Source organism: Alishewanella jeotgali KCTC 22429 (assembly GCF_000245735.1).
GTDB lineage: Bacteria > Pseudomonadota > Gammaproteobacteria > Enterobacterales > Alteromonadaceae > Alishewanella > Alishewanella jeotgali.
In genome coordinates, this window is record NZ_AHTH01000011.1 from 27267 (window position 1) to 48771 (window position 21505).

Genomic DNA, 21505 nt, shown 5'->3' on the forward strand with positions numbered 1-21505 from the left:
CACCACTGATTGAGAAGCGACTGCCGGATAACTTGCCCGAACAGCGAAAGGATTTCAATCATTTAAGCAAATATTTGCCCGGAAAACAAATCGGAGCCGCAGCTCCGATTTATTTTGTCTTAAAACACCAGGCCAGGTGACAACTGTTCAGGTAACACCACCTGCTCCAGCTCCACTGACGCGACCGGATAAGCGCAGTAATCTGCCGCATAGTAAGCACTGGCACGGTGATTACCGCTCTTACCAATACCGCCAAAAGGCGCCGCCGAGCTGGCACCGGTAATAGGCCGGTTCCAGTTAACGATGCCGGCGCGGATCCGCTTGTAGAAGTGTTGATACAGCTCATAGCTATCGCTGAGTAAGCCTGCCGACAGACCGAAGCTGGTGTGATTCGCGGCGGCAATGGCCTGATCAAAGTCAGTGAAGCGGAATACTTTTAACAGCGGGCCAAAGTGCTCTTCGTCCGGGAAGTCAGTGATGTCTGAGCATTCGATAATACCCGGCGTGACCAAGGCTTTAGCCGGATCCAGCTGTCTTAACTCCAGCAGTATCTTACCGCCTAGGGCGACTAATTGCTGCTGAGCCTTGAGCATACTTTGCGCCGCGGCCACCGAAATCATCGAGCCCATAAAGGGTTGAGGCTGCGCATCGTACTCACCAACCTGGATCTTGCTACTGACATCCAGTAACCGCGCCAGAATCGCATCACCTTCGGCATTTGCCGGCAGATAAAGCTTACGGGCGCAGGTACAACGCTGGCCAGAAGTAATAAAGGCCGATTGAATAATGTCATGTACTGCCGCATCGATATTAGCGACATCCTTTACCAACAGCGGGTTATTACCACCCATTTCCAGCGCCAGAATTTTCTCCGGCCGGCCGGCAAACTGCTGGTGCAGATAGTGACCGGTGCGGGAGCTACCGGTGAAAAACAGGCCGTCGATGCCATCATCACTGGCCAGTGCCTTACCGGTGTCCACTTCGCCTTGCACCAGGTTGATCACCCCGGCCGGGATACCGGCTTCCTGCCAAATTTTTACCGTCAGCTCAGCCACTTTCGGGGTCAGCTCAGAGGGTTTAAATACCACGGTATTACCCGCTAACAGCGCAGGTACGATATGACCGTTTGGTAAGTGTCCCGGGAAATTATAGGGGCCGAATACGGCAACCACGCCGTGCGGCTTATGGCGCACAAAGGCACGCCCCTGCGGCATCGGGTTTTCTTTTACGCCGGTGCGCTCTTCATAGGCCCGTACCGAAATATCGATTTTACCGATCATCGCCGTCACTTCAGTGCGGCTTTCCCACAGCGCCTTACCGGTATCTTCAGCGATACAGGCGGCCAGGGCTTCTTTATGCTGATTCAACAGCTCGGCAAAGCGCTTTACCACACTAACTCGTTGTTCGAAACTCAGATCCGCCCAGCTATATTGGGCTTCACGCGCAGCGGCAACCGCGGCTGCCACCTGTTCACTGCTGGCGGCCTGCCCTTGCCAGATCAGCTGATTCTTAGCCGGATCGATAGATTGCATCGGTTTACCGGTACCGGCCTGCCATTGACCATTAATAAACTGCACTGCCTGGTTCATCTGCTACTCCTGTGTTAAATTTTGCTCACCCGCACCCAGTCACCGGCAGCCACATTCAGTGCTGTCGCCAGCTCTGGCGGGATCATGATATGTTCCTGCTCCGGCGCTAAATTCAACTCAGCCCAGGATGCCCGAAAACCGCTCAACGACGTGTTGCTGATTAAACAGGGTTCGCCGGCAGCCACAGCGCCAATCTTTACCAGATAACGTTTACTGTCTCTGACCGTGCGGATCTGCTCTACCCGCGCTTCTACCGTCGGACCGGCATCAAAGATATCGACATAGCCACGGCAGGCAAAGCCTTCCGACTCCAGTAACGCCAGCGCCGGCCGGGTTTGCTCATGGACCTTACCAATCACCTGTTGTGCCGCCTTGCTAAGTAAACTGACATAGATCGGATACTTAGGCATCAGCTCGGCAATAAACTCTTTCTGACCAATACCGGTCAGATAGTCTGCGGTTGGGAAATCCAGCGCAAAAAAGTTTTCCTGCAGCCATTGCCAGAAAGGTGAATTACCCTGGCTATCGGACACCCCCCGTAACTCCGCGATCACCTTATCTGCAAAGCGCTGCCGGAACTCGGCCAGGAACAAAAAACGCATTTTCGATAACAAACGACCATTATGCTTCTGCCTAAAAGGGGTGCGCAGAAACAGCGTACAGAGTTCACTGACGCCAGTGTAATCGTTACACAACGTCAGAATATCTACTGTTTTGTAGACTCCCAACGAGCGGGAGCTATGCACTACCTTACCCAAATGATAATGGTAGAAGGCGTCATCCAGACCAACCGCGGCTTCCAGGGCACTGGTACCACAGATCTGGCCGGTCGTACTGTCTTCCAATACAAACAGATAGCCTTCATCCCCCGGGGCAGAGACCGTCTTGGCAAAAGACGCCTCCGAGCGGCTGATTTTGCGCATCAACAGCTCTTCATTCACCGGCAGGGACGTAAAGCCGTGACCGGACTCCACTGCCATCTGATACAGCGCCGGGTAATCATTCGCTCGGATCGGGCGAATTAACATCATGGTCGCTTACTCCATTTTTGCTCTATCCCATGGTCAGAGCGGCATCCCGCTGGATAGCCGCTGTTGTACCATGAGTCATTTTGCTTGCTTTAAAGTAATATGGTTATGGCAAACGAGGTTGCCGGCTCCGGTGCTCTTAGTGTCACCTTTGGAGCCTGTCAGATCAGGCGGCAGTAACTTGCTGCACCGCGGCTTCAAAGCGGCGCATACCTTCGCGGATCTCGTCTTCAGTAATCACCAGTGACGGCGCAAAACGCACCACTTCTGTGCCGGCAACCAGCGCAAATAAGCCCTGATCGGCCGCGGCCAGGAAGAAATCACGTGACCGTCCTTTATACTTTTCATTTAACACCGCACCCAACAGCATGCCTTTGCCACGCACCTCGGTAAACACCTGGTACTTTTCATTGATGGCTTGCAGACATTCACGGAAGACCTGTTCGTTCTTCAGTACGCCGCTTAATACTTCCGCGGTGTTGATAGTATCAATCGCCGCTTCAGCAACAGCACAGGCCAGCGGATTACCACCATAGGTACTGCCATGAGTACCGACTTTCAGATGAGCAGCAATGGCAGTGGTAGTTAGCATAGCCCCCACCGGGAAGCCACCGCCTAAAGATTTGGCACTGGTCAGGATATCCGGCGTTACACCATAGTTCATATAGGCGTATAGCTTACCGGTACGGCCAACGCCGGTTTGTACTTCGTCCATCACCAACAGGGCGTTATGTTGATCACACAGCTGGCGTAATCCCTGCAGAAACTCAGCCGTCGCCGGGATAATGCCGCCTTCACCCTGGATCGGTTCCACCACGATGGCACAGGTTTTATCGGAAATCAGTGCTTTAACACTGTCCAGATTATTAAATTCTGCATGTAACACCGCGCCTGGCTTAGGACCAAAACCATCGGAGTACGATGCCTGACCACCCACAGTTACGGTAAAAAAGGTCCGGCCATGGAAGCTCTTAGCGAAAGAGATAATTTCGTTCTTATGCTCACCATGGGTATCCAGTGCCCAGCGCCGGGCCAGTTTAAAGGCCGCTTCGTTCGCTTCAGCACCAGAATTACAGAAATAGACTTTTTCGGCAAAGGTCTGCTCAACCAGTTTCTTCGCTAACCGCAGCGCAGGTTCGTTCGTCAGCACGTTGCTCAGATGCCATAACTTATCGGCCTGGGTTTTCAGTGCATTAACCAGTGCCGGATGACAATGGCCGAGGCTGCTCACTGCAATACCGCCGGCAAAATCAATATATTCACGACCTTCCTGATCCCAGACGCGGGCGCCCTGACCTTTTACCGGGATCAATTTTGCCGGGGCGTAGTTGGGCACCATTACTTCGTCAAACAGCGCTCTGGTTACCTGAATATCAGCAGTCATTTTGTCGTGTCCTCTTCTTATGCGGGCGGGTACAAATTTGTAAGTGGGCCATAAAAGGGCCTTAAACGCATTATTACAGATTTAAAAGGCGTTGTCTTGCCCGGAAAAAGCCGTACAAGCCAGAAAATACAAGGCCTGCAGATAGATTTGCATAGGATTTGAATAACTAAGCGCTGGCTTGAGCAACTGTATTGGCTGCGATTGTCAGTCTAACGCAGCAGCCATCAGCGCTGGCGCAGAATTGGCTGCGGTTGACGACACAGCTTAAGCAGTCACTGCTAAAAAATTCGCCAACATGGTCCGACCATGTTCGGTCAAAATGGCTTCCGGATGAAACTGCACACCGTGTAATTGCAGTTCGGGCAGCCAAAGCCCCATCAGATCCCGCCAGCCATCCGGCTCAGGAGCGGTATAGGCAGTGTGAACAGCCGCAGCAGGTAAGGTCTCGGCAGCCACCACCAGCGAGTGGTAGCGGGTCACGCTAAGCGGGCTTGGCAGACCGGCAAACAGCGATTGCTGTTGGTGTTCAATCAGGGAGTTTTTGCCATGCATCACCTGACGCGCGCGCAGTACTTTCGCCCCTAACACCTGGGCAATCGCCTGATGGCCCAGACAAACGCCGAGGATCGGCAAGCTGCCGGCAAAATGTTCTATCGCTTTCAAACTGATACCGGCCTGATCCGGGTTGCCCGGGCCGGGTGAGATCACCAGATAATCTGGCGCCAGATTACGGATTTGCGCCAATGACAGCTCGTCATTGCGTTTAACCAACACCTGCTGCCCCAGTGCCTGAAAATACTGCACCAGATTCCAGGTAAAGGAATCGTAGTTATCAATCATTAACAACATAACATGATTCCGTCGCTGTTACTCATGACAGGCAGCACGGCGTAACCGGTCCTGCACGGCTTCCCAGCCTGGGCTGTGCGGGGGCAGCTCGACCAGGATCTGCGCCACGCCTTGTTGATCGGCCAGAAATAACTGGTGATAAAGTTGTTGGCCGTAAGCTGCCGCACTGGCGGGTAACTGTTGCTGGTAACTAACCGCAGGTAATGGCAAGGCACTAAAATGCAGTACCGCAGTAGGCACGGTACTGTTGGCAAGCTGCGCTATTAATGCATCAGATGGCAACAAATAGACAGGGGTATTCGGCTGATAATGGGCACCGACATTACCGGACACTTTAACCTGGTGCTCGCGCGGTGTGCTGACGGCACACCCCAGCACCTGTCCCAGCTGCGCGGCCGTTATCGGCCCGCTGCGCAGGATCTGCGGCGGTGAAGTGGTTAAATCGACAATGGTCGACTCCAGACCATGCTCACACGGTCCGCCATCCAGCACGGCGGCAATTTTCCCGGCCATGCCATGCAGCACCTGAGCGGCACGGGTTGGACTGAGTTTCTTATAGGGATTGGCCGACGGCGCGGCAACCGCCAGTCTGGCTTGTTGCAACAACGACAGCAGTGCCGGATGTGCGGGCATCCGGATCCCGATGGTTTCCAGACCACCGGTCACCACAGTGCTGACTTGCGGCGCCTTTTTTAGCAATAGCGTCAGGGGGCCGGGCCAAAAGGCAGCGGCCAGCTGATAGGCACTTTGTGGGATCTCTACCGCAAACTGTTCCAGCATTTCAAGTGTTGGAATATGGACAATCAAGGGGTGATCCGCCGGCCGACCTTTGGCCTGAAAAATTTTCGCCACCGCATCGGCATCTGTCGCATTGGCCGCTAAACCATACACAGTTTCTGTTGGCACTGCCACCAACTCACCCTGCTGCAGCAGGGCTGCCGCCCGGCTGACATCTGCTGGCTGATCCGCAGCTAATAGCTCAGTTTTCATCAGATACTCTTTTCATCGGTTACCCGTACTATTTTAGGCGGTTTCACGCGCTATGGATTACATTGCGGGCAGTTGGCCGGATCGGCGAAACCGCTGCTATGCAAAAAGTCTTGCTGATAATCGCAGTAGCGACAGCAGGCACGTAGACCGCGGGGCTGCGACGTTGGCAGACCACAGTCGGCACAAGGTAAACCGGCTAACGGCAGCTCAGGCCAAAACCCCGGTTTATGGCAACGCGGGCAAAGTTGTTGCAGCCGTTGCCGCAAATTGTCGGCCGCCAACCGGATCACCTGCTGTCGCTCCGGACTGCAGTGGGCACGTAAGTCATATTCGAGCGTTACCGCGCCTTTGGCTAACCATTGCTCGCAGCACAACAGCGCCTGCGCCGGCGTTAATGCCTTTTCCAGGCGAGATCCCTGCTTTACCAATAGCAGTTGTCCGTCGGGGATCGTGGGCAGTATAGTCTGTAACATGGCAGCTTCGGTAAGCTGCCAGCTACGGGCACTACAAAGTTGCTGTGCCACTGCAGTCACTGCCCAGCCCTCGTCAATATTGACACAGCAGAGCAACTCCTGATTCAGGGTACCCAGACCATAGGGGCCGGCATTAAAGCTGCCCTCACTGCCGATACCGATCGCCGAACCGGATAACTCTGCCGCGAGAGCCGCTTTGCGTAATGCGCATTCGGCCGCTGTCATAAAACGCGGCCGCTCACCAGCAAAACTGCCTAGCAAGTCGGTATCAAAACCGCTGACCGCCTGGATCTGCCAACCCAGCGCCGCCAGGGCTTCGGTCAGCAGCGGCACCTTGCCATGTTGGGTCAGAAAGGCGACCTGCTGCATCAGCGGAGCTCCGGCAACAACAGTAGCGCTTAGGGCGCCACAAAACCTACAGCAGCATTCACAGCTGCCAGGGTGCGGCTGGCATGCTCACGGGCTTTGGCGGCACCTTCGCGCATCACTTGCTGCATTAACGTTTGGTCGGCCCGGATGTCACGGAATTTTTGCTGTACCGGCTCAAGCAGGGCGATGACCGCATCAGCAACATCACCTTTTAAATGGCCGTACATCTTGCCTTCATACTCGGCTTCCAGTGCCGCCACCGTTTTACCGGTAACCCCGCTTAGAATATTCAGCAGGTTGGCAACCCCTGGCTTGTTATCCAGGTCGAAATATACCCGTGGCGGATCTTCAGAGTCCGTGATGGCTTTTTTAAATTTCTTGCTGATCATCTTCGGATCTTCCAGCAAGCCGACGAAGTTCCACGGGTTGTCATCCGATTTTGACATCTTCTTGGTTGGTTCCTGCAGGCTCATCACCCGGGCTGCCACCTGAGGGATAAAGGGCTCCGGCACCGTAAAGATGTCACCATGCAGCGCATTAAAGCGCAGCGCGACATCGCGCGCCAATTCCAGATGTTGTTTCTGATCGTGACCTACAGGGACCTGATTCGCCTGATACAGCAGGATATCGGCCGCCATCAGCACCGGGTAGGTAAACAGACCGGCATTCACATTATTGTTATGCCGCTCTGACTTATCTTTAAACTGGGTCATCCGGCTCAGCTCACCAAACTGGGTGTAGCAGTTCAGCACCCAGGCCAGCTGGCTATGCTCAGGGACATGCGATTGCAGAAAAACGGCTGAGCGCTTTGGATCAATACCACAAGCCAGATACAGCGCCAGACTGTCCAGCGAGGCACTGTGCAGTGCTACCGGTTCCTGCCGCACAGTAATCGCATGCAGATCGACAATGCAATACAGACAGTTGTAGTCGTCCTGCATCTGATCCCACTGCCGCAGTGCGCCCAGATAGTTACCGATAGTCAGTTGTCCGGATGGCTGGGCGCCACTGAGTACTATGGGTTTACTGCTCATGCTGTGCATAATCCTGTGTTAAGTTCGAAAAAAAGAGCGCTATTATACATTAACCGGCTACCGCTGCCAGTTGCTGCCGCATCTGTGCGATAGTCGCAGCATAATCCGGGCTGTTAAAAATCGCCGAACCGGCAACAAACATATCCGCGCCGGCAGCAGCAATCTCGCCAATATTCGCTACCGTGACCCCACCATCAATTTCCAGCCGGATCGGCAAGCCACTGTGATCAATCAGCTGACGCACTGCGGCCAGCTTATCGAGCGTTGCCGGAATAAACTTCTGACCACCAAAACCGGGGTTAACAGACATCAGTAACACCACATCGACCTTATCCAGCACATAATCGAGGTAACTCAGTGGCGTTGCCGGATTAAATACCAGGCCGGCCTGACAACCATGGTCTTTGATCAATTGCAGGGTACGGTCGATATGTTTAGAGGCTTCCGGATGGAAGGTAATAATACTGGCGCCCGCCTTAGCAAATTGCGGCACCAGGCTATCTACCGGCTCGACCATCAGATGCACATCGATCGGTGCGGTAATACCATAGTTACGCAGCGCCTGACACACCATAGGCCCGATTGTCAGATTCGGCACATAGTGATTGTCCATCACATCAAAGTGCACCACGTCAGCACCGGCGGCCAGTACCTCGTTCACATCTTCGCCCAGGCGGGCAAAATCGGCTGATAGTATAGAGGGAGCAATTAAGTAAGGTTGCATAGCACAGGTTTCCCGATCCAAAACCCAGACTTTACTCAATTCTGGCGCAGAAAGCAGCCAAGGCCGCTGATGATTGCACAAAAATCAGGCAGCACTGCACCAGCAAGCAGCAGTCTAAATGGCAATATTGGCCAGCAATTAGAATAAACCACTGTTATATATCAACTTTATAATCTGGCATATATCTTGGAATTCCCTTGATGAATCCAATCTAAGGGGAATAACAATGACATCGATCAAAAAATGCTCCGTGGCCGGTTTATCCGGCTTATTGTTAACAGCAGCCTGGCCAGTGCGCAGGCACAAGCGGTTGAAGTCAGTGGTGATGTGACCTTTGTTTCTGATTACGCCTTCCGTGGTATCTCACAAACCGAAGAAGCGCCGGCCTTACAAGGTGGTTTAACCCTGGCCGTTGACAGTGGTTGGTACCTGTCGGTTTGGGGCTCCAGTGTCGATTTTGGTGGTCAGGGCACACTGGAGCTGGATGTACTGTTGGGCTGGAGCGGTGATATCGCCGAGGGTTGGAGCGCCGATGTCGGTATTATGCGTTATGGCTACCCTAACACCGAGTTCGAGGGGTCGAACTTCTGGGAACTCTATGGCTCAGTCAGCTATCAGGATTTTACACTGGGCCTGGCTTACAGCGATGACTACTATGGCAACAGCGGCAAGTATTACTATGTCTATGCCGGCTATAGTTTAGCACTGACGGACAACCTGAGTGTGGATTTCCACGTCGGCCATAATGAATTCTCGGATGACAGCTCATCCAGCTATCTGGATTACGGCGTAACTCTGAGTACCGAAGTACTGGGGCTTGGGTTATCACTGGCTTACGTCGACACCGATATCAAAGATTGTAAGCTGTGTGACAGCCGGGTGATCTTTGGGGTGTCAAAAGCATTCTAACGGCTAAAGCCTGCCACTTGTCGCCAGCACCAGCGTCTAATAATTAATCAGCTTGTGTCTGGCGAAAGAATCTACTATCATTGGGACTCTGCATCAGGTTAACAGGAATTAACATGAAACTAACCAAAACAAGCAAGTCTCTGCTCCTAGCAGGCGGCATGATGCTTGCTTTTGTAGTTTGGCAGCTGGACGCCGAAAAGATCTGCACACCTTCAACCCAAGCAAGCTGTCAGGATATCCAACATAACTGGATGAATTGGCTTTCTGGTAACAGTCGTTCGACACAATTTCACTTTGTCGATTTTCTGGAACTGGTAAGTCGGCTGCTACCTGCCAGCGCACCGAAAAGCTGATATGACTGCGGCGAAACCCGGCTTCAAGCAGGTGCTTAAAGCGGTTTTCGGCGCCTTTATCGGGGTACAATCTGAGCAACAGCGTCAGCAAGACTTTCAAAGCCAAAGCGCTGTGCCTTATATCCTGACCGGTATCTTTGCCGCGCTCTGTTTCGTTGCCCTGCTGTTATTAGTCGTTTTTCTGGTGCTGCGCTAACGCCGGATAATAAGCGAACAACTCCTGCACCTTACCCCGACCCTGACCATTTTGGCTGATCGAGCGCCCCACTGCGATGCTGGTTAGCCGTGCCTGTTGATATATTTTGCGGGTCCAGGTGGTGTCATGATTACTGATCAATACATTACAACCACGTAACTGGGCTTGTTCAGCTAAAATCGCCAGCTGAGCCTGATCATCCAGACTAAAACCCTGGCGGGCATAGCTGGTAAAGCTGGCTGTTTTACTCAGGGGTACATAAGGCGGATCGCAATACACGGCATCGCCGCTTTGCAAATCGGTAAAGACTTGTTGATAACTCAGGCAGCTAAAGACCGCACGCTGCGCCTTTTCCGCAAAGAAATACAATTCTGCTTCCGGAAAATACGGCTTCTTGTAACTGCCAAAGGGCACGTTAAATTTACCGCTGAGATTATAGCGACACAGTCCATTGTAACCATGGCGGTTCAGGTACAAAAATAACAGCGCACGCTGATAAGGATCATGCAGCTCATTAAATTGCTTACGCAGCGCCAGATAGCTGTCTTTAGTATTCGCACTGGCGACAAACAGACTTCTGGCATCGGCAATATAGCGCTCTGCATCATGCTGTAAGGTCTTATAGAGCGCAATTAAATCGGCATTAATGTCATTTAGCCGGTAGCGCGGATAGTCGGTATTTAAGAACACCGAACCAGCGCCAACGAAAGGCTCGACCAGACAAGCTGCGCCCGGTAATTGTTGCTCAATCTGACTGACCAGGTTGAACTTACCACCGGCCCATTTCAAAAATGCCCGACTTTTCTGCTGCACTTTTGCCGGCATTTTTACTGGCTCTTTTGGTTGCACTCTTGGCGGCACTTAGCGATTATCCTGAGTTGCAGCAGCAAGATCCTGCTGCACCGAACGCGCAGTCCGGATAAAGGGGCCGGCGTCACGCAACTTTGCCGGTAACTGTGCGATATAGGCCGAGGCTGCGGCATTGTTTTTAAACGGGCCGGCGACTAACACCCACTGCTGTCGTCCCTGCTGCTGACGTTGATACAGTTGATACTGCAAGCCTGGGTATTGCTGCTGAAAGCGCTTTAACGCTGCCTCATCAGATAATACTGCCAGTTGTACCAGTCGCTCAGTCGCGGCCAGTGCAGCCAAAGCCGTTACTGCTGAACCAGCTGGCTTAGCAGTGGTTGTGGCTGTTGCTCTGACCGGTTGCGGTTGCACTACAGCGGCTGGCTTAGTGGCTACCGGCGCTTGCTCAGGCGCTGCAACGGGTGTTTCGGCAGCAACTGTTGTCGCTTCTTCAGCAACCTGTTCAGCTATAGCATCGCTATGAGGTTCAATTGGCGAGGTGCCGGGATCCGTTATTTCTGCGGCCGTCACTGATGCTAATGCGAGCGCTTCCGGCTCAATCATCTCTGCACCAGACAGTAGCGGCTCCGGCGTATCCGGCATCAGTTCAGCCTGAGGGGTGTTTGCTGTTACAGCCTTATCAGGTGCAGTACTTGTTGGTAGCGGCGGTAGCGTTGTCGATGGCGTATGCCCTAACCAGCTTACTGCCGCTATCGCCACGACCGCTATCAGGGCGACGGCAGCCAACCATGGGAAAGATCCTCTTTGCGCCTCAACCTTTTTCGTTCTGGTTACACTTGTGTTGCTAGCGCCGTCTCTGGTTGCACTTGTTTTGGTTGCAATCAGCGGCATTTGTAACAACAAATGTAAATTACCCTGGCTAAGCGCAAAACGCTCCGCCAGCGCTAAGGGGTCTAACTGCTGCTGTTGCAATAATTGCTGACTATCCACTAAGGAGAGTGCCGGGATCGTCAGATTTAACTGAAATCTGGGGTCGGGTTGCGGCACAAAGCAGAACAGCCGTGCCGGTAATTGTTCCAGCAAGGCCCAGCAACTTAAATCCAGCGTATCCGCACCATCGAGCAGTAATACATACTCAGAGGTATTATCGGTACGACAACGCGCCAACAAGGACTCAGTATCCAGCTGCTCAGTAGCAAACCACTGCTGTGATAGTTGTTTGCTCAGTTGCTGTAATGACAGCGGGCTTTGCACCAGCGCCACATTAACTGACATTTCCTGACATTCGGAAAATAACTCAGCTAACACCAGTGCTAAGGTTGATTTACCGCTGCCCGCGGCACCAACAATAGCCAGCCGATCGAAGTCATTAAACGCCAGTTGAAATAGCAGGCGCGACAGCAGGTCCCGCTGTGATGGTAACAGGTAGCTATTTTGATCCAGCTGTTGCTGCAGACTTCTGATTTTCATCAGTTGAATACTTGTATCAGTTCGGCTTCACTGACATCAGTGAGCATCTGGCTACGACCGAGTGCGACCGGCAAAATAAAGCGCAGTTGCCCATTAACCACCTTTTTGTCGGTTTTCATAAAGGGCAGGAAATCCGTAATATGCATTGAAGCTGGTGCAGACACCGGTAACTTAAAGTGTTGCAGGATGTTACGCACCCGTTCTACTTCGGCCAGCTGCAGATAACCACGGCTATGGGCCAGCTGATGCGCCATCAGGATGCCAACAGCGACGGCCTCACCGTGTAACCATTCACCGTATCCGAGGAAGGCTTCTATCGCATGGCCAAAGGTATGGCCGAGATTAAGTAAAGCCCGTTCGCCCTGCTCAGTTTCATCGCGGCTGACAATATCGGCTTTCATCTGGCAGCAGTGCCGGATCATTTCTGCCAGCGTTGCCGGCTGCTGAGCAGAGATGGCATCAGCATGCTGTTCCAGCCAGTCCAGAAACGGTAAATCACTAATCAATGCATATTTGATCACTTCCGCCATACCGGCGGCAAATTCGCGCGGCGGCAAAGAGGCCAGCGTTGCGGTGCTGATTAATACCTGCTCCGGCTGTTTAAAGGCGCCGATCATATTCTTACCCAGCGGATGATTAACTGCTGTTTTACCACCGACAGAGGAGTCAACCTGTGATAGCAGGGTGGTTGGGATCTGGATAAAACGCACACCGCGCTGATAGCAGGCGGCAACAAAACCGGTCAGGTCGCCAATCACGCCGCCGCCCAGTGCAACCAGCACCACTTGCCGCGACAGCTTTTGTTCCAGCAAATAGCATAAAACCGCTTCGAAGGTTGCCAGCGTTTTATAGGCCTCACCATCCGGTACCAGATAATGCCGGCAAGGATGTTGAAACAACGCCTCTACTTGCGGTAAATAGCGCGCAGCGACGGTAGGATTGGAAACAATTACCACCTGCTCAGCCGCGGCGATCTCAGGTAGTAAGGCAGGAAAGGCCTGGGCAATCTGGATAGGGTAGCTGCGTTCACCAAGTTGTACGGCAACGGTTTGCATAAGCAGCCCCCTGTGCTGGAAATCAGAAACCTAGTTGTTCAATAATCTGGTTAGCGACGGCCCGGGCGCTCTGTTCATCAGTACGCACTGTAAGATCGGCAATCTCGCTGTAGAGTGGATTACGTTCAGCGGCTAAACGCTCGAGCACTTCTTTTGGCTCTTCTTTGGTCTGCAGCAGTGGACGTTTCTTATCACGCTGAGTACGGGCGACCTGTTTCTCGATTGGTGTTTCCAGGTATACCACTATGCCCCGTGCCGATAAGCGATTACGGGTTTCCTTGCTTAATACTGAGCCACCGCCAGTGGCCAGCACTATCCCTTGCAACTCAGTCAGATCCTGAATGACATTCTCTTCACGGACCCGGAAGCCCTCTTCACCTTCCAGATCGAATACCCAGGCAATATCTGCACCGGTACGGCGTTCGATTTCCTGATCGGAATCATAAAACTCTAGGTGAAGCATCTCTGCCAGATGACGGCCTATAGTGCTTTTACCGGCACCCATAGGGCCTACGAGGAAGATATTACGTTTTTCTGCCATATGTCGTATTGCTAAGTCAGCTATTTCAAAGGAAAGTTGAATTCAAGGACCGTTAGGCTCCCACGAAAAATTGAAGCGCTGAATTATGTCAGGAATGGCCTTTGATTGGCAAGCTAAATATCAGAGACGCGGGCCAGACCCGCGCCTCTTCAGTTATTGGCCTTCCGTCAGGATCCGTGGCGTGACAAAAATTAACAGCTCACTCTTTTCGTTCAGCTCACGCTTGTTGCGGAATAATACACCCATATATGGAATATCGCCCAACAGCGGTACCTTACTTACCGTAGAAACGATTTGCTGTTGATAAATCCCACCCAGTACTATGGTTTCGCCATTATCGGCCAACACCTGAGTCATAATTTGCTGGGTATCAATGGCTGTTGCCGGACCTGTTGGCGTTTGTACCGTTTCACCACGGGTATTTTGGGTAATCACCAAATCCAGAATAATCTTATTGTCCGGTGTAATCTGCGGCGTCACCGTCAAGCTTAATACCGCTTTCTTAAATTCAACGGTCGTTGCGCCACTGGATGCAGCCTGAACATAAGGAATCTCGACACCTTGCTCAATTCGGGCTTCTTTTTGGTTTGAGGTAGTAATTCGGGGGCTGGCAATCACTTCACCCTTATTTTCCTGCTCTAACGCAGACAGCTCAAGATCCAGCAAGGTACCATCAGCCAAACGCGCGACATGGAAAGCAATGCTGCCAGCCGGATTAGAAACCGGTAAATTCACATTCCAGCGGTCGTCCAATGCAGGGAAGTTACCATTAGAAATACCGTTAGCACCAGGTGCGGTACCAGAGACCCCACGGTTTCCACCACTGGTGCTTTGTTGATCACTAAAGCCCCAACGGATCCCCAGCTCATCAGTAACATTATCGTTAACTGTTACGATACGAGACTCGATCAATACCTGCCGTACCGGAATATCCAGGCGTTCCAGCAGCCGGCGCACACTTTCGATATTTCTCGCAGTGTCTTTAAGCAATAGCGTATTAGTGCGTTCATCGACCACTACGCTACCGCGCTCTGATAACAAGGTCGCTTCACGATTTGAAAGTAAACCGGCCAGGTCAGACGCCTTGGCATAATTAATCTGGATCAGATCAGAGAACAACGGCTCTAGTTGCTCAACCTGTTGCCGGGCTTCCAGCTCGCGCGCCTCACGTGCCGCCAGCTCTTCAGTTGGTGCAACCATTAAGATATTGCCTTCCATCCGCTTATCCAGGCCTTTAACCCGCAGCACGATATCTAATGCCTGATCCCAAGGTGTACCGTCCAGGCGTAGGGTGATATTGCCGGTCACAGTGTCACTGGTGACCAGGTTAAAGCCGTTATAGTCGGCGATAATTTGTAGCACAGTGCGGATCGGGATGTCCTGAAAATTAAGAGAGATCGGGCGGCCTTTAAACTCTTTATTTCCACCAAGAATACTGCGACGACTGGTATCACGCACCAGATTGACGGTGAAAATATTATCAACTTGCTGATAATTGTAAGTAAATTGCTCGGTGGTATCGATAATCAACTTAGTTGAAGTGGCTTCGCGAAATGTCTCAACACCTTTAACGATAGTGGCAAAATCCATCACATCTAATTGATAAAGTAGTTCATCAGGAATTGACGTGTTATGGAATTCAATCTCTAACTTACCTAGTCGCTCCTGAATATCCACTGCAGCAGCATTCTCACGCAGAAACACCAGTACTCGGCCTTCACCGCGCTCGCCGCGTCTAAAATCAATTGCTTGTAGCTGATTAATAAAACTTGGGTTAATCTCCGAGGTGCTGCCAGGACGAGTAACCTGAGGCGTATCAGCTAAGTGTACAGAGAATACATTGTCACTCAACCGAGTACGATAAACCTTTAGGTTATCCATACTGATAATCGAATTAACGCCTTCATCATTCAACGTTGACCTGATGTTTGATACGCCCGCTTGCCGAACCGGAATATCAGCTAAGCGTTGCTCTAACTCCGCAGACGGAAAAGTGACACTGATTCTGGCTGGTTGCTGCAGAAGCTCCACCTTGGGCTCTAGTGTCAAAGTTTCGTCGAAAACAAACTCAATTTCTGTTTCACCATTGAGTAGCGGGTTATAGCGAACTTCGTACAGCAAAGGAGCTGCAGTTGCTGACAATGAACTCAGCAGCAACGCCAACAAACCAAGTCTGCTGCCTTTAAATCCTGTAGGTTTATTCTTAATTAATTTATCCATGATTTACTCGCACACTTAGTTACCTGCAGTTGCAGCATCGAACATCTGGACTCGCGTAGTACGCTCAACCCAACAACCAGACCCATCAGGGATCATCTCCAATAAGTCAATATGAGTGGGTTCAACCTTAATAACTTTGCCGTGAAACAGCCCCATGTAGTTATTTAACGTGATTCTATGTAGCGCCTTGTCCGCCGACTCCACTAAAGCCCACAGCTGAGTACCATCACCTAAGGTACCGCGCATCCGTAAATTATCCAAAGCAAAGCGTTCCAGTGGTTCTTTACGACGGTTCGGGTCCGGGTGCATACAATCTTGCTGTTGCAAGAATCGATCCTGAATTGCTTCGGGTGTCGGCTCAGAGAAGGGACTGCGCGTTCCTGCCACTGTGTAAGGTATATGGATAAACTCTTTTGCTTGTGGCAAAGGCTCCACTCTAGGTCGAGAGTTGGATTTCACATTTTCCATGTGTTGCTGAATATCGCTCAAATCATCAAAACAACCGGTAAGAAACAAGGTAGCGGCGACAACAGTTATAAGAGCTCTCATTTTGTGCTCTCCTTATAACGGTAGGTTTTCGCGACCACATTAAATTTTAGTTTATTGTCTTTATCGGCCTGGATAGTGAAATCATGCAAACTAACAATCCGCGGTAGCTTAGCGACTTCACTCACGAAATTACCAAACTGATGATAATCGCCAACTACATCAATTTTTATCGGCAACTCGGTGTAAAACTCTTTTTCAATCTCAGGTTCCCAGTTAATCCGAATGAAAGTTAATCCGCTGGTTGTGCCGACATAGGTAATATCATCAAGTAAACCAGGTGTTTCGTGGGTTGTCGGGAGTTGTTTTAGCAAGATAGCAAATGTCTCTTCCATTTCTTTCATTTGCTCACGATAAACTTCAAGGTTTACTGCTGAAGCATACCGGGTCTGATAAGTTTGGCGTAGCTCAGTTTCTTTCTGCTTGGCTGCGTTTAACTGTTCAATTTTACTATCGATTAATAAATAGTAGCTAAGAACAGAAACTAACGCGGCAACAATCAATGCGAAAATCACTTTTACGGCCAGGGGCCAAGATCCCATATTTTCGAGGTCTAAATCGTTAATATCGATTTCAGATAATTTCATATTAAGTGCCATTATCTGCCTCCCTGAGCTGCGTTAGCGGCATTGGTTTGTTGCTCCAATGCCTCGTAGCCAGCAATCTTGACATGCATACGAAAATCACTCAGCAAGGATGAACGCTCCTTACCGGCTTCGATAAACTCCAGATACGGTGCCGACAACAACTCTGACTGCTCTGCCTCCCGTAACATATTAGATAACCTGTTATTCGATTCACTTTTCCCTAATAACAACAGCGCAGAACCTTTCTTCTCAAGCTGGGTTAGATAAACACCGGAAGGTACGATGCGCGAGATCTCTAACATCAGTTGAGTGCCGAGATTACGGCTACCTTGCAGCTGTTCTATCAACGTCATCCGTTGCTGCAAACTACGCTTTGTCTCATTGAGATTACGGATTTCAGCGATGCGTTGATCCAGAATTCGGATCTCACTCTCGAGATATTGGTTACGTTTCGCCTGACCATCCAGGCGTGCGTTGTAAACCAAGTTAATCAGAAAGAACACCAGAAAACTGACTATAGCTGTCAACGCCAATACCATGACATAATTCTTCTGACGCTCTTTTCTGGCGGCTTCACGCCAGGGTAACAGGTTTATAGATGCCATGATGAGAAACTCCGTAGCGCAAGACCACTCGCTACCATCAGCTGAGGTGCACTCTTGTCCAGTACGTCGCGATCGATGGCGGTTGACACTTCCATACTGGAAAACGGATGAGCAATCACAGTGTGGATACCGAGCTCATCGATTAATAGCTTATCTATACCCTCGATTAACGCTGAGCCCCCTGACACCACCAAATAATCGACCGCATCTTTACCACTGCTGGTCAAATACATTTGGATACCACGTCGAATTTGCTGCAGTAGCATAGTTTGAAATGGCGCCAATACCTCGAACGTATAGTTGGGGGGTAAATCACCATTAACCTTCGCTTGCTCGGCTTCCTCGTAGCTTTTGTTGTAGTAAGACAGAATGCTCCGCGTATACTGCTCACCACCAAATACCTGATCCCGGGTATAGAGCGTTTTCCCCCCTTCAACGATACTCAGTAACGTCATAGTGGCACCGATATCTACCAGGGCCACCACTTTGTTCGCGGCATCGGCAGGTAGTTGATTCAAACACAGTTCAGCGGCACGGCTTAGGGCATAACTTTCAACATCTACTACCTTGGCAGTAAAACCACCATGCGTCAGGGCTGCGACCCTTGCTTCAATACTCTCAGTCCGGGCGGCGCTCAGCAAAACATTTACTTTAGAGGGATCGGCTTCGTTAACATCAAGCTTTTCAAAGTCCAGGCTTACTTCATTTAAAGGATAAGGAATAAGCGTATCAGCCTCCACTTCTATTTGGCTCTCCAATTCAGCGTCGGTTAAGGAGACATCCATAAAAATGACTTTGCTTATCACTGTCGAGCCGGAGATGGCCGTGGCTGCAAGTTTTACTGAGCGAGGGATCTTTTTACGAATTTTAGCCAACACATTTCCAACGGCTTCAATGTCTTGCACTTCGCGATCTGACATAGCCCCTTTTTGCATAGGCTCTATCGCAAAGGCTTCCACTTTATAATATCCGCTGTGCTGACTTAACAGTACGGCTTTCACAGAGTGCGAGCCAATATCTATACCCACCATTATTGGGGGTTGTTTACTAAACAGGCTTTTAATCATAGCGTCCTGCAGCCGTTTTTTGTTAGCGATTTATAGTTAGTTATTCTTAGCCCAGAGCTGATTTTTTGGCAAGAAAAAGCGTTTAATCTCAGTCTAATAAATATATACTAGCAGTGATATTACCAAATTGGGAGTTAAAAATTGGGGTCTTCAGGTGTCTTGGTTTAAAAAACTGATCATTTTTGTTTTTATAGCCTTCCTGGTAGGTGTTGGTGGCATTGCGGGCACCTATTTTTGGTTAAGAGCTGATCTGCCTGATGTTGCTACGTTGAAAGACGTAAGACTACAGACGCCGATGCAGGTGTTTACTGCTGATGGCGAACTGATCTCGCAATTTGGTGAGCAACGTCGGATCCCATTACGCCTGGACGAAATGCCCCCGCTTTTAATTCAAGCCTTCCTGGCCACCGAAGATACCCGCTTTTACGAGCATCCGGGTATTGATATTATCGGTATAATGCGGGCCGCAACCGTGGTTGCCACCTCTGGCGAGCTCAGCCAGGGCGCCAGTACTATTACCCAGCAGTTGGCGCGGAACTTTTTCTTAAGTCGTGAAAAAAAGCTGATCCGTAAAATCAAAGAAATCTTTTTGGCCATTCATATTGAGCAATTGCTGACCAAGGATGAAATCCTTGAACTCTACCTGAACAAAATTGAGTTGGGTCATCGCGCCTTTGGGGTGGGAGCTGCGGCTCAGGTGTATTTTGGTAAAACGGTACAGGAACTTACTGTTGACGAAATGGCGATTATTGCCGGTCTGCCCAAAGCGCCATCGGTATTAAACCCGGTACGTTCAGCCAGTAACGCCCGTGCCCGTCGTAACGTTGTGCTTGGCCGGATGCTGGACACTGGCGCTATTGATCGCGCCACCTACGACGCGGCCATCGCCGCCCCGGTGACCAGCCGGTTACATGGTGCCCAGATCACCGCCTCCGCTCCCTATATCGCCGAAATGGTGCGCCAACAAATGGTTGACCGTTTTGGTGAAGAAGTTGCATACACTGAAGGCTTTCGCGTTTATACCACTATCAATAGTAAAGATCAGGCCATTGCCCGCCGGGCCCTGCAACAGAATTTGTACGACTATGATGAGCGTCATGGCTATCGTGGTCCGGTCGCCGAATTGTGGCAAAGTCAGTTGCAGCAAAGCGATGCTGCAGAGCCGGTATTTACCGAGAAGAACCGACCTGAGCCTGCGGAAATTAATGCTTACCTGGACCGTCAGCAAGGTATTGAGGACCTTATTCCGGCTATCGTATTAGACGTGAAACAGCAGAGTGCCATGGTGCTGCTAAAAGGCGGCCAACTGCAGGAGCTGTCCTGGGATGGCCTGAAATGGGCCCGTAGCTTTATCACCGATGAGCGTCAGGGCACGGCACCGAAAACAGCAGCGGCGATCCTGAAACCCGGCCAGCACATCCTGGTACGGCAGCAGGATGAGCTCTGGCGCCTGAGCCAGATCCCAGCCGCCAGCAGTGCCCTGGTGGCCATCGATCCAAAAGATGGTGCTATCCGCTCTTTAGTCGGTGGCTATAGTTTTGCGCAAAGCCAGTTTAACCGGGTAACCCAGGCTAAACGTCAGGTAGGCTCCAATATCAAACCCTTTATCTATTCTGCTGCGCTCGAGCATAACTATACCTTAGCCAGCTTAATGAACGATGCTCCTATCCACCACTGGGATGCCGGTGCCGGTATTGCCTGGCGGCCACGCAACTCGCCAGCAGTCTATGACGGGCCAATCCGGATCCGCGAAGCTCTGGCGAAATCGAAAAACGTTGTTTCCATCCGCTTATTGCGCGGTATCGGTATCGACGCCACTATCGAACAGTTACTAAAATTTGGCTTTAGCGCCACCGATCTGCCCCGCAACGAGACACTGGCCCTGGGCTCTGCCTCGTCGACGCCGTTGGAAGTCGTTACCGGTTATGCCGTCTTCGCCAATGGCGGCTTTCTGGTGCAGCCTTATGTTGTCGATAAGGTACTGAATGCCGAGGATAAAGTCATCTTTCAACATCAGCCGCTGTTAGCTTGTGAAGCTTGTCAGGAAACGGACGGTGAAACACCGATTCAAGCCGCACCACGGGTGATTTCGGCACAAAACGCCTTTTTAATCGCCGATGCGCTGAAAAGCAGTATCTGGGGTGGTGGCGACTGGCGCCAGGGCACAGGTTGGAATGGTACCGCCTGGCAGCTACAAAACCTGCGCCGTCGTGATCTGGCGGGTAAAACCGGTACCACCAATGATTCGAAAGATACCTGGTTCTCTGGTTTTAACAGTGATCTGGCGGTAACCAGCTGGGTCGGTTTTGATGATGCTAACCGCAGCCTCGGCCGGGCATTGTGGAATGCCAATCTTGGTCGGGAGCAAAGCGCCGGAGCTGAGTCCGGTGCCCGCACCGCCATGCCTGCCTGGCAGAGTTTTATGCGGCAGATCCTGCCTGCCTATCCGGAAAAAACCGTTACGCCACCGGTCGGCATTTCGTCAGTGCGCATAGATCTGACAACCGGGCTGTTAAGCCGCAGCACTGACCATACCAGCAGTTTTGAGTTCTTCAAACTTGGCACTGAGCCGACGCAATACGTATCAGGTAGCGTACCTCAGGTGCAATTTGGTGAGAACAATCAACAAAAGCAGGAACTGGAAGAGCTGTTCTAAGCATACTTTCAGAGTATAAAAAAACCGGCACTGCCGGTTTTTTTATACTT

At 51.2% G+C, this 21505-nt stretch carries 21 protein-coding genes; 4 read left to right on the forward strand and 17 right to left on the reverse strand.

Features of this window, described 5'->3' with window-relative positions; translation table 11 throughout:
• Positions 1-119 precede the first annotated feature (119 nt).
• The 8 genes from astD to rpe form a co-directional block, all read right to left on the reverse strand.
• The gene (astD, locus tag AJE_RS05700; protein WP_008950053.1) at positions 120-1589 is read right to left on the reverse strand and encodes a succinylglutamate-semialdehyde dehydrogenase; all 1470 of its coding nucleotides are present in this window, start codon (positions 1587-1589) and stop codon (positions 120-122) included.
• Positions 1590-1603: 14 nt separating this feature from the next.
• The gene (gene astA / locus AJE_RS05705) at positions 1604-2620 is read right to left on the reverse strand and encodes an arginine N-succinyltransferase (RefSeq protein WP_008950054.1); all 1017 of its coding nucleotides are present in this window, start codon (positions 2618-2620) and stop codon (positions 1604-1606) included.
• Positions 2621-2783: 163 nt separating this feature from the next.
• Positions 2784-4001, reverse strand: a complete 1218-nt coding sequence (locus AJE_RS05710) for an aspartate aminotransferase family protein (RefSeq protein WP_008950055.1) — start codon at positions 3999-4001, stop codon at positions 2784-2786.
• Between the two features lie 264 nt (positions 4002-4265).
• Positions 4266-4850 carry an anthranilate synthase component II gene (locus tag AJE_RS05715; protein ID WP_008950056.1) on the reverse strand — a complete coding sequence of 195 codons (585 nt, stop codon included), beginning with the start codon at positions 4848-4850 and terminating at the stop codon, positions 4266-4268.
• A gap of 18 nt (positions 4851-4868) precedes the next feature.
• On the reverse strand, positions 4869-5840 hold the full coding sequence (locus tag AJE_RS05720) for an L-threonylcarbamoyladenylate synthase (protein ID WP_008950057.1): 972 nt from the start codon (positions 5838-5840) through the stop codon (positions 4869-4871).
• Between the two features lie 50 nt (positions 5841-5890).
• Positions 5891-6682 carry a DUF6671 family protein gene (locus AJE_RS05725; protein ID WP_008950058.1) on the reverse strand — a complete coding sequence of 264 codons (792 nt, stop codon included), beginning with the start codon at positions 6680-6682 and terminating at the stop codon, positions 5891-5893.
• 29 nt (positions 6683-6711) lie between these two features.
• Entirely contained in the window at positions 6712-7716 is a 1005-nt protein-coding gene (trpS, locus tag AJE_RS05730) for a tryptophan--tRNA ligase (RefSeq protein WP_008609001.1), read from the reverse strand.
• A 49-nt stretch (positions 7717-7765) separates the two neighbouring features.
• Positions 7766-8440 carry a ribulose-phosphate 3-epimerase gene (gene rpe / locus AJE_RS05735; protein WP_008609003.1) on the reverse strand — a complete coding sequence of 225 codons (675 nt, stop codon included), beginning with the start codon at positions 8438-8440 and terminating at the stop codon, positions 7766-7768.
• A 243-nt stretch (positions 8441-8683) separates the two neighbouring features.
• Here rpe and AJE_RS05740 point away from each other — a divergent pair, with 243 nt between their 5' ends.
• From AJE_RS05740 to AJE_RS05750, 3 genes are all read left to right on the forward strand, one after another.
• Positions 8684-9349, forward strand: coding sequence for a TorF family putative porin (locus tag AJE_RS05740; protein ID WP_008950059.1), 666 nt, complete (start codon positions 8684-8686; stop codon positions 9347-9349).
• Positions 9350-9462: 113 nt separating this feature from the next.
• Positions 9463-9702, forward strand: coding sequence for a hypothetical protein (locus AJE_RS05745; protein WP_008950060.1), 240 nt, complete (start codon positions 9463-9465; stop codon positions 9700-9702).
• Between the two features lies 1 nt (position 9703).
• Positions 9704-9898 (forward strand): DUF2970 domain-containing protein, encoded by a 195-nt coding sequence (locus AJE_RS05750; protein ID WP_008609006.1) that lies wholly within the window; start codon positions 9704-9706, stop codon positions 9896-9898.
• Here the strand turns inward: AJE_RS05750 and AJE_RS05755 are convergent.
• From AJE_RS05755 to AJE_RS05795, 9 genes are all read right to left on the reverse strand, one after another.
• Positions 9872-10723, reverse strand: coding sequence for a Dam family site-specific DNA-(adenine-N6)-methyltransferase (locus AJE_RS05755; protein WP_193353308.1), 852 nt, complete (start codon positions 10721-10723; stop codon positions 9872-9874). The genes AJE_RS05750 and AJE_RS05755 overlap by 27 nt on opposite strands.
• 36 nt (positions 10724-10759) lie before the next feature.
• Entirely contained in the window at positions 10760-12178 is a 1419-nt protein-coding gene (locus AJE_RS05760) for an SPOR domain-containing protein (RefSeq protein WP_008950061.1), read from the reverse strand.
• Positions 12178-13233 (reverse strand): 3-dehydroquinate synthase, encoded by a 1056-nt coding sequence (gene aroB / locus AJE_RS05765; protein ID WP_008950062.1) that lies wholly within the window; start codon positions 13231-13233, stop codon positions 12178-12180. The genes AJE_RS05760 and aroB overlap by 1 nt, the downstream gene beginning before the upstream one ends.
• A 22-nt stretch (positions 13234-13255) precedes the next feature.
• Positions 13256-13774, reverse strand: a complete 519-nt coding sequence (aroK, locus tag AJE_RS05770; RefSeq protein ID WP_008609011.1) for a shikimate kinase AroK — start codon at positions 13772-13774, stop codon at positions 13256-13258.
• 153 nt (positions 13775-13927) lie between these two features.
• A complete protein-coding gene (locus tag AJE_RS05775) occupies positions 13928-15994 on the reverse strand; it encodes a type IV pilus secretin PilQ (protein ID WP_008950063.1) in 2067 nt (688 codons plus the stop codon).
• Positions 15995-16009: 15 nt separating this feature from the next.
• Positions 16010-16543 carry a pilus assembly protein PilP gene (locus AJE_RS05780; protein WP_008950064.1) on the reverse strand — a complete coding sequence of 178 codons (534 nt, stop codon included), beginning with the start codon at positions 16541-16543 and terminating at the stop codon, positions 16010-16012.
• Entirely contained in the window at positions 16540-17139 is a 600-nt protein-coding gene (locus tag AJE_RS05785) for a type IV pilus inner membrane component PilO (RefSeq protein ID WP_008950065.1), read from the reverse strand. The genes AJE_RS05780 and AJE_RS05785 overlap by 4 nt, the downstream gene beginning before the upstream one ends.
• Positions 17139-17732: a PilN domain-containing protein gene (locus AJE_RS05790; RefSeq protein ID WP_008950066.1), complete on the reverse strand. Its 594-nt coding sequence runs from the start codon at positions 17730-17732 to the stop codon at positions 17139-17141. Before AJE_RS05790 ends, AJE_RS05785 begins: the two co-directional genes overlap by 1 nt.
• Positions 17720-18799 (reverse strand): pilus assembly protein PilM, encoded by a 1080-nt coding sequence (locus tag AJE_RS05795; protein WP_008950067.1) that lies wholly within the window; start codon positions 18797-18799, stop codon positions 17720-17722. Before AJE_RS05795 ends, AJE_RS05790 begins: the two co-directional genes overlap by 13 nt.
• 154 nt (positions 18800-18953) lie before the next feature.
• Here AJE_RS05795 and AJE_RS05800 point away from each other — a divergent pair, with 154 nt between their 5' ends.
• Positions 18954-21455 carry a penicillin-binding protein 1A gene (locus AJE_RS05800; RefSeq protein ID WP_008950068.1) on the forward strand — a complete coding sequence of 834 codons (2502 nt, stop codon included), beginning with the start codon at positions 18954-18956 and terminating at the stop codon, positions 21453-21455.
• Positions 21456-21505: the final 50 nt, after the last annotated feature.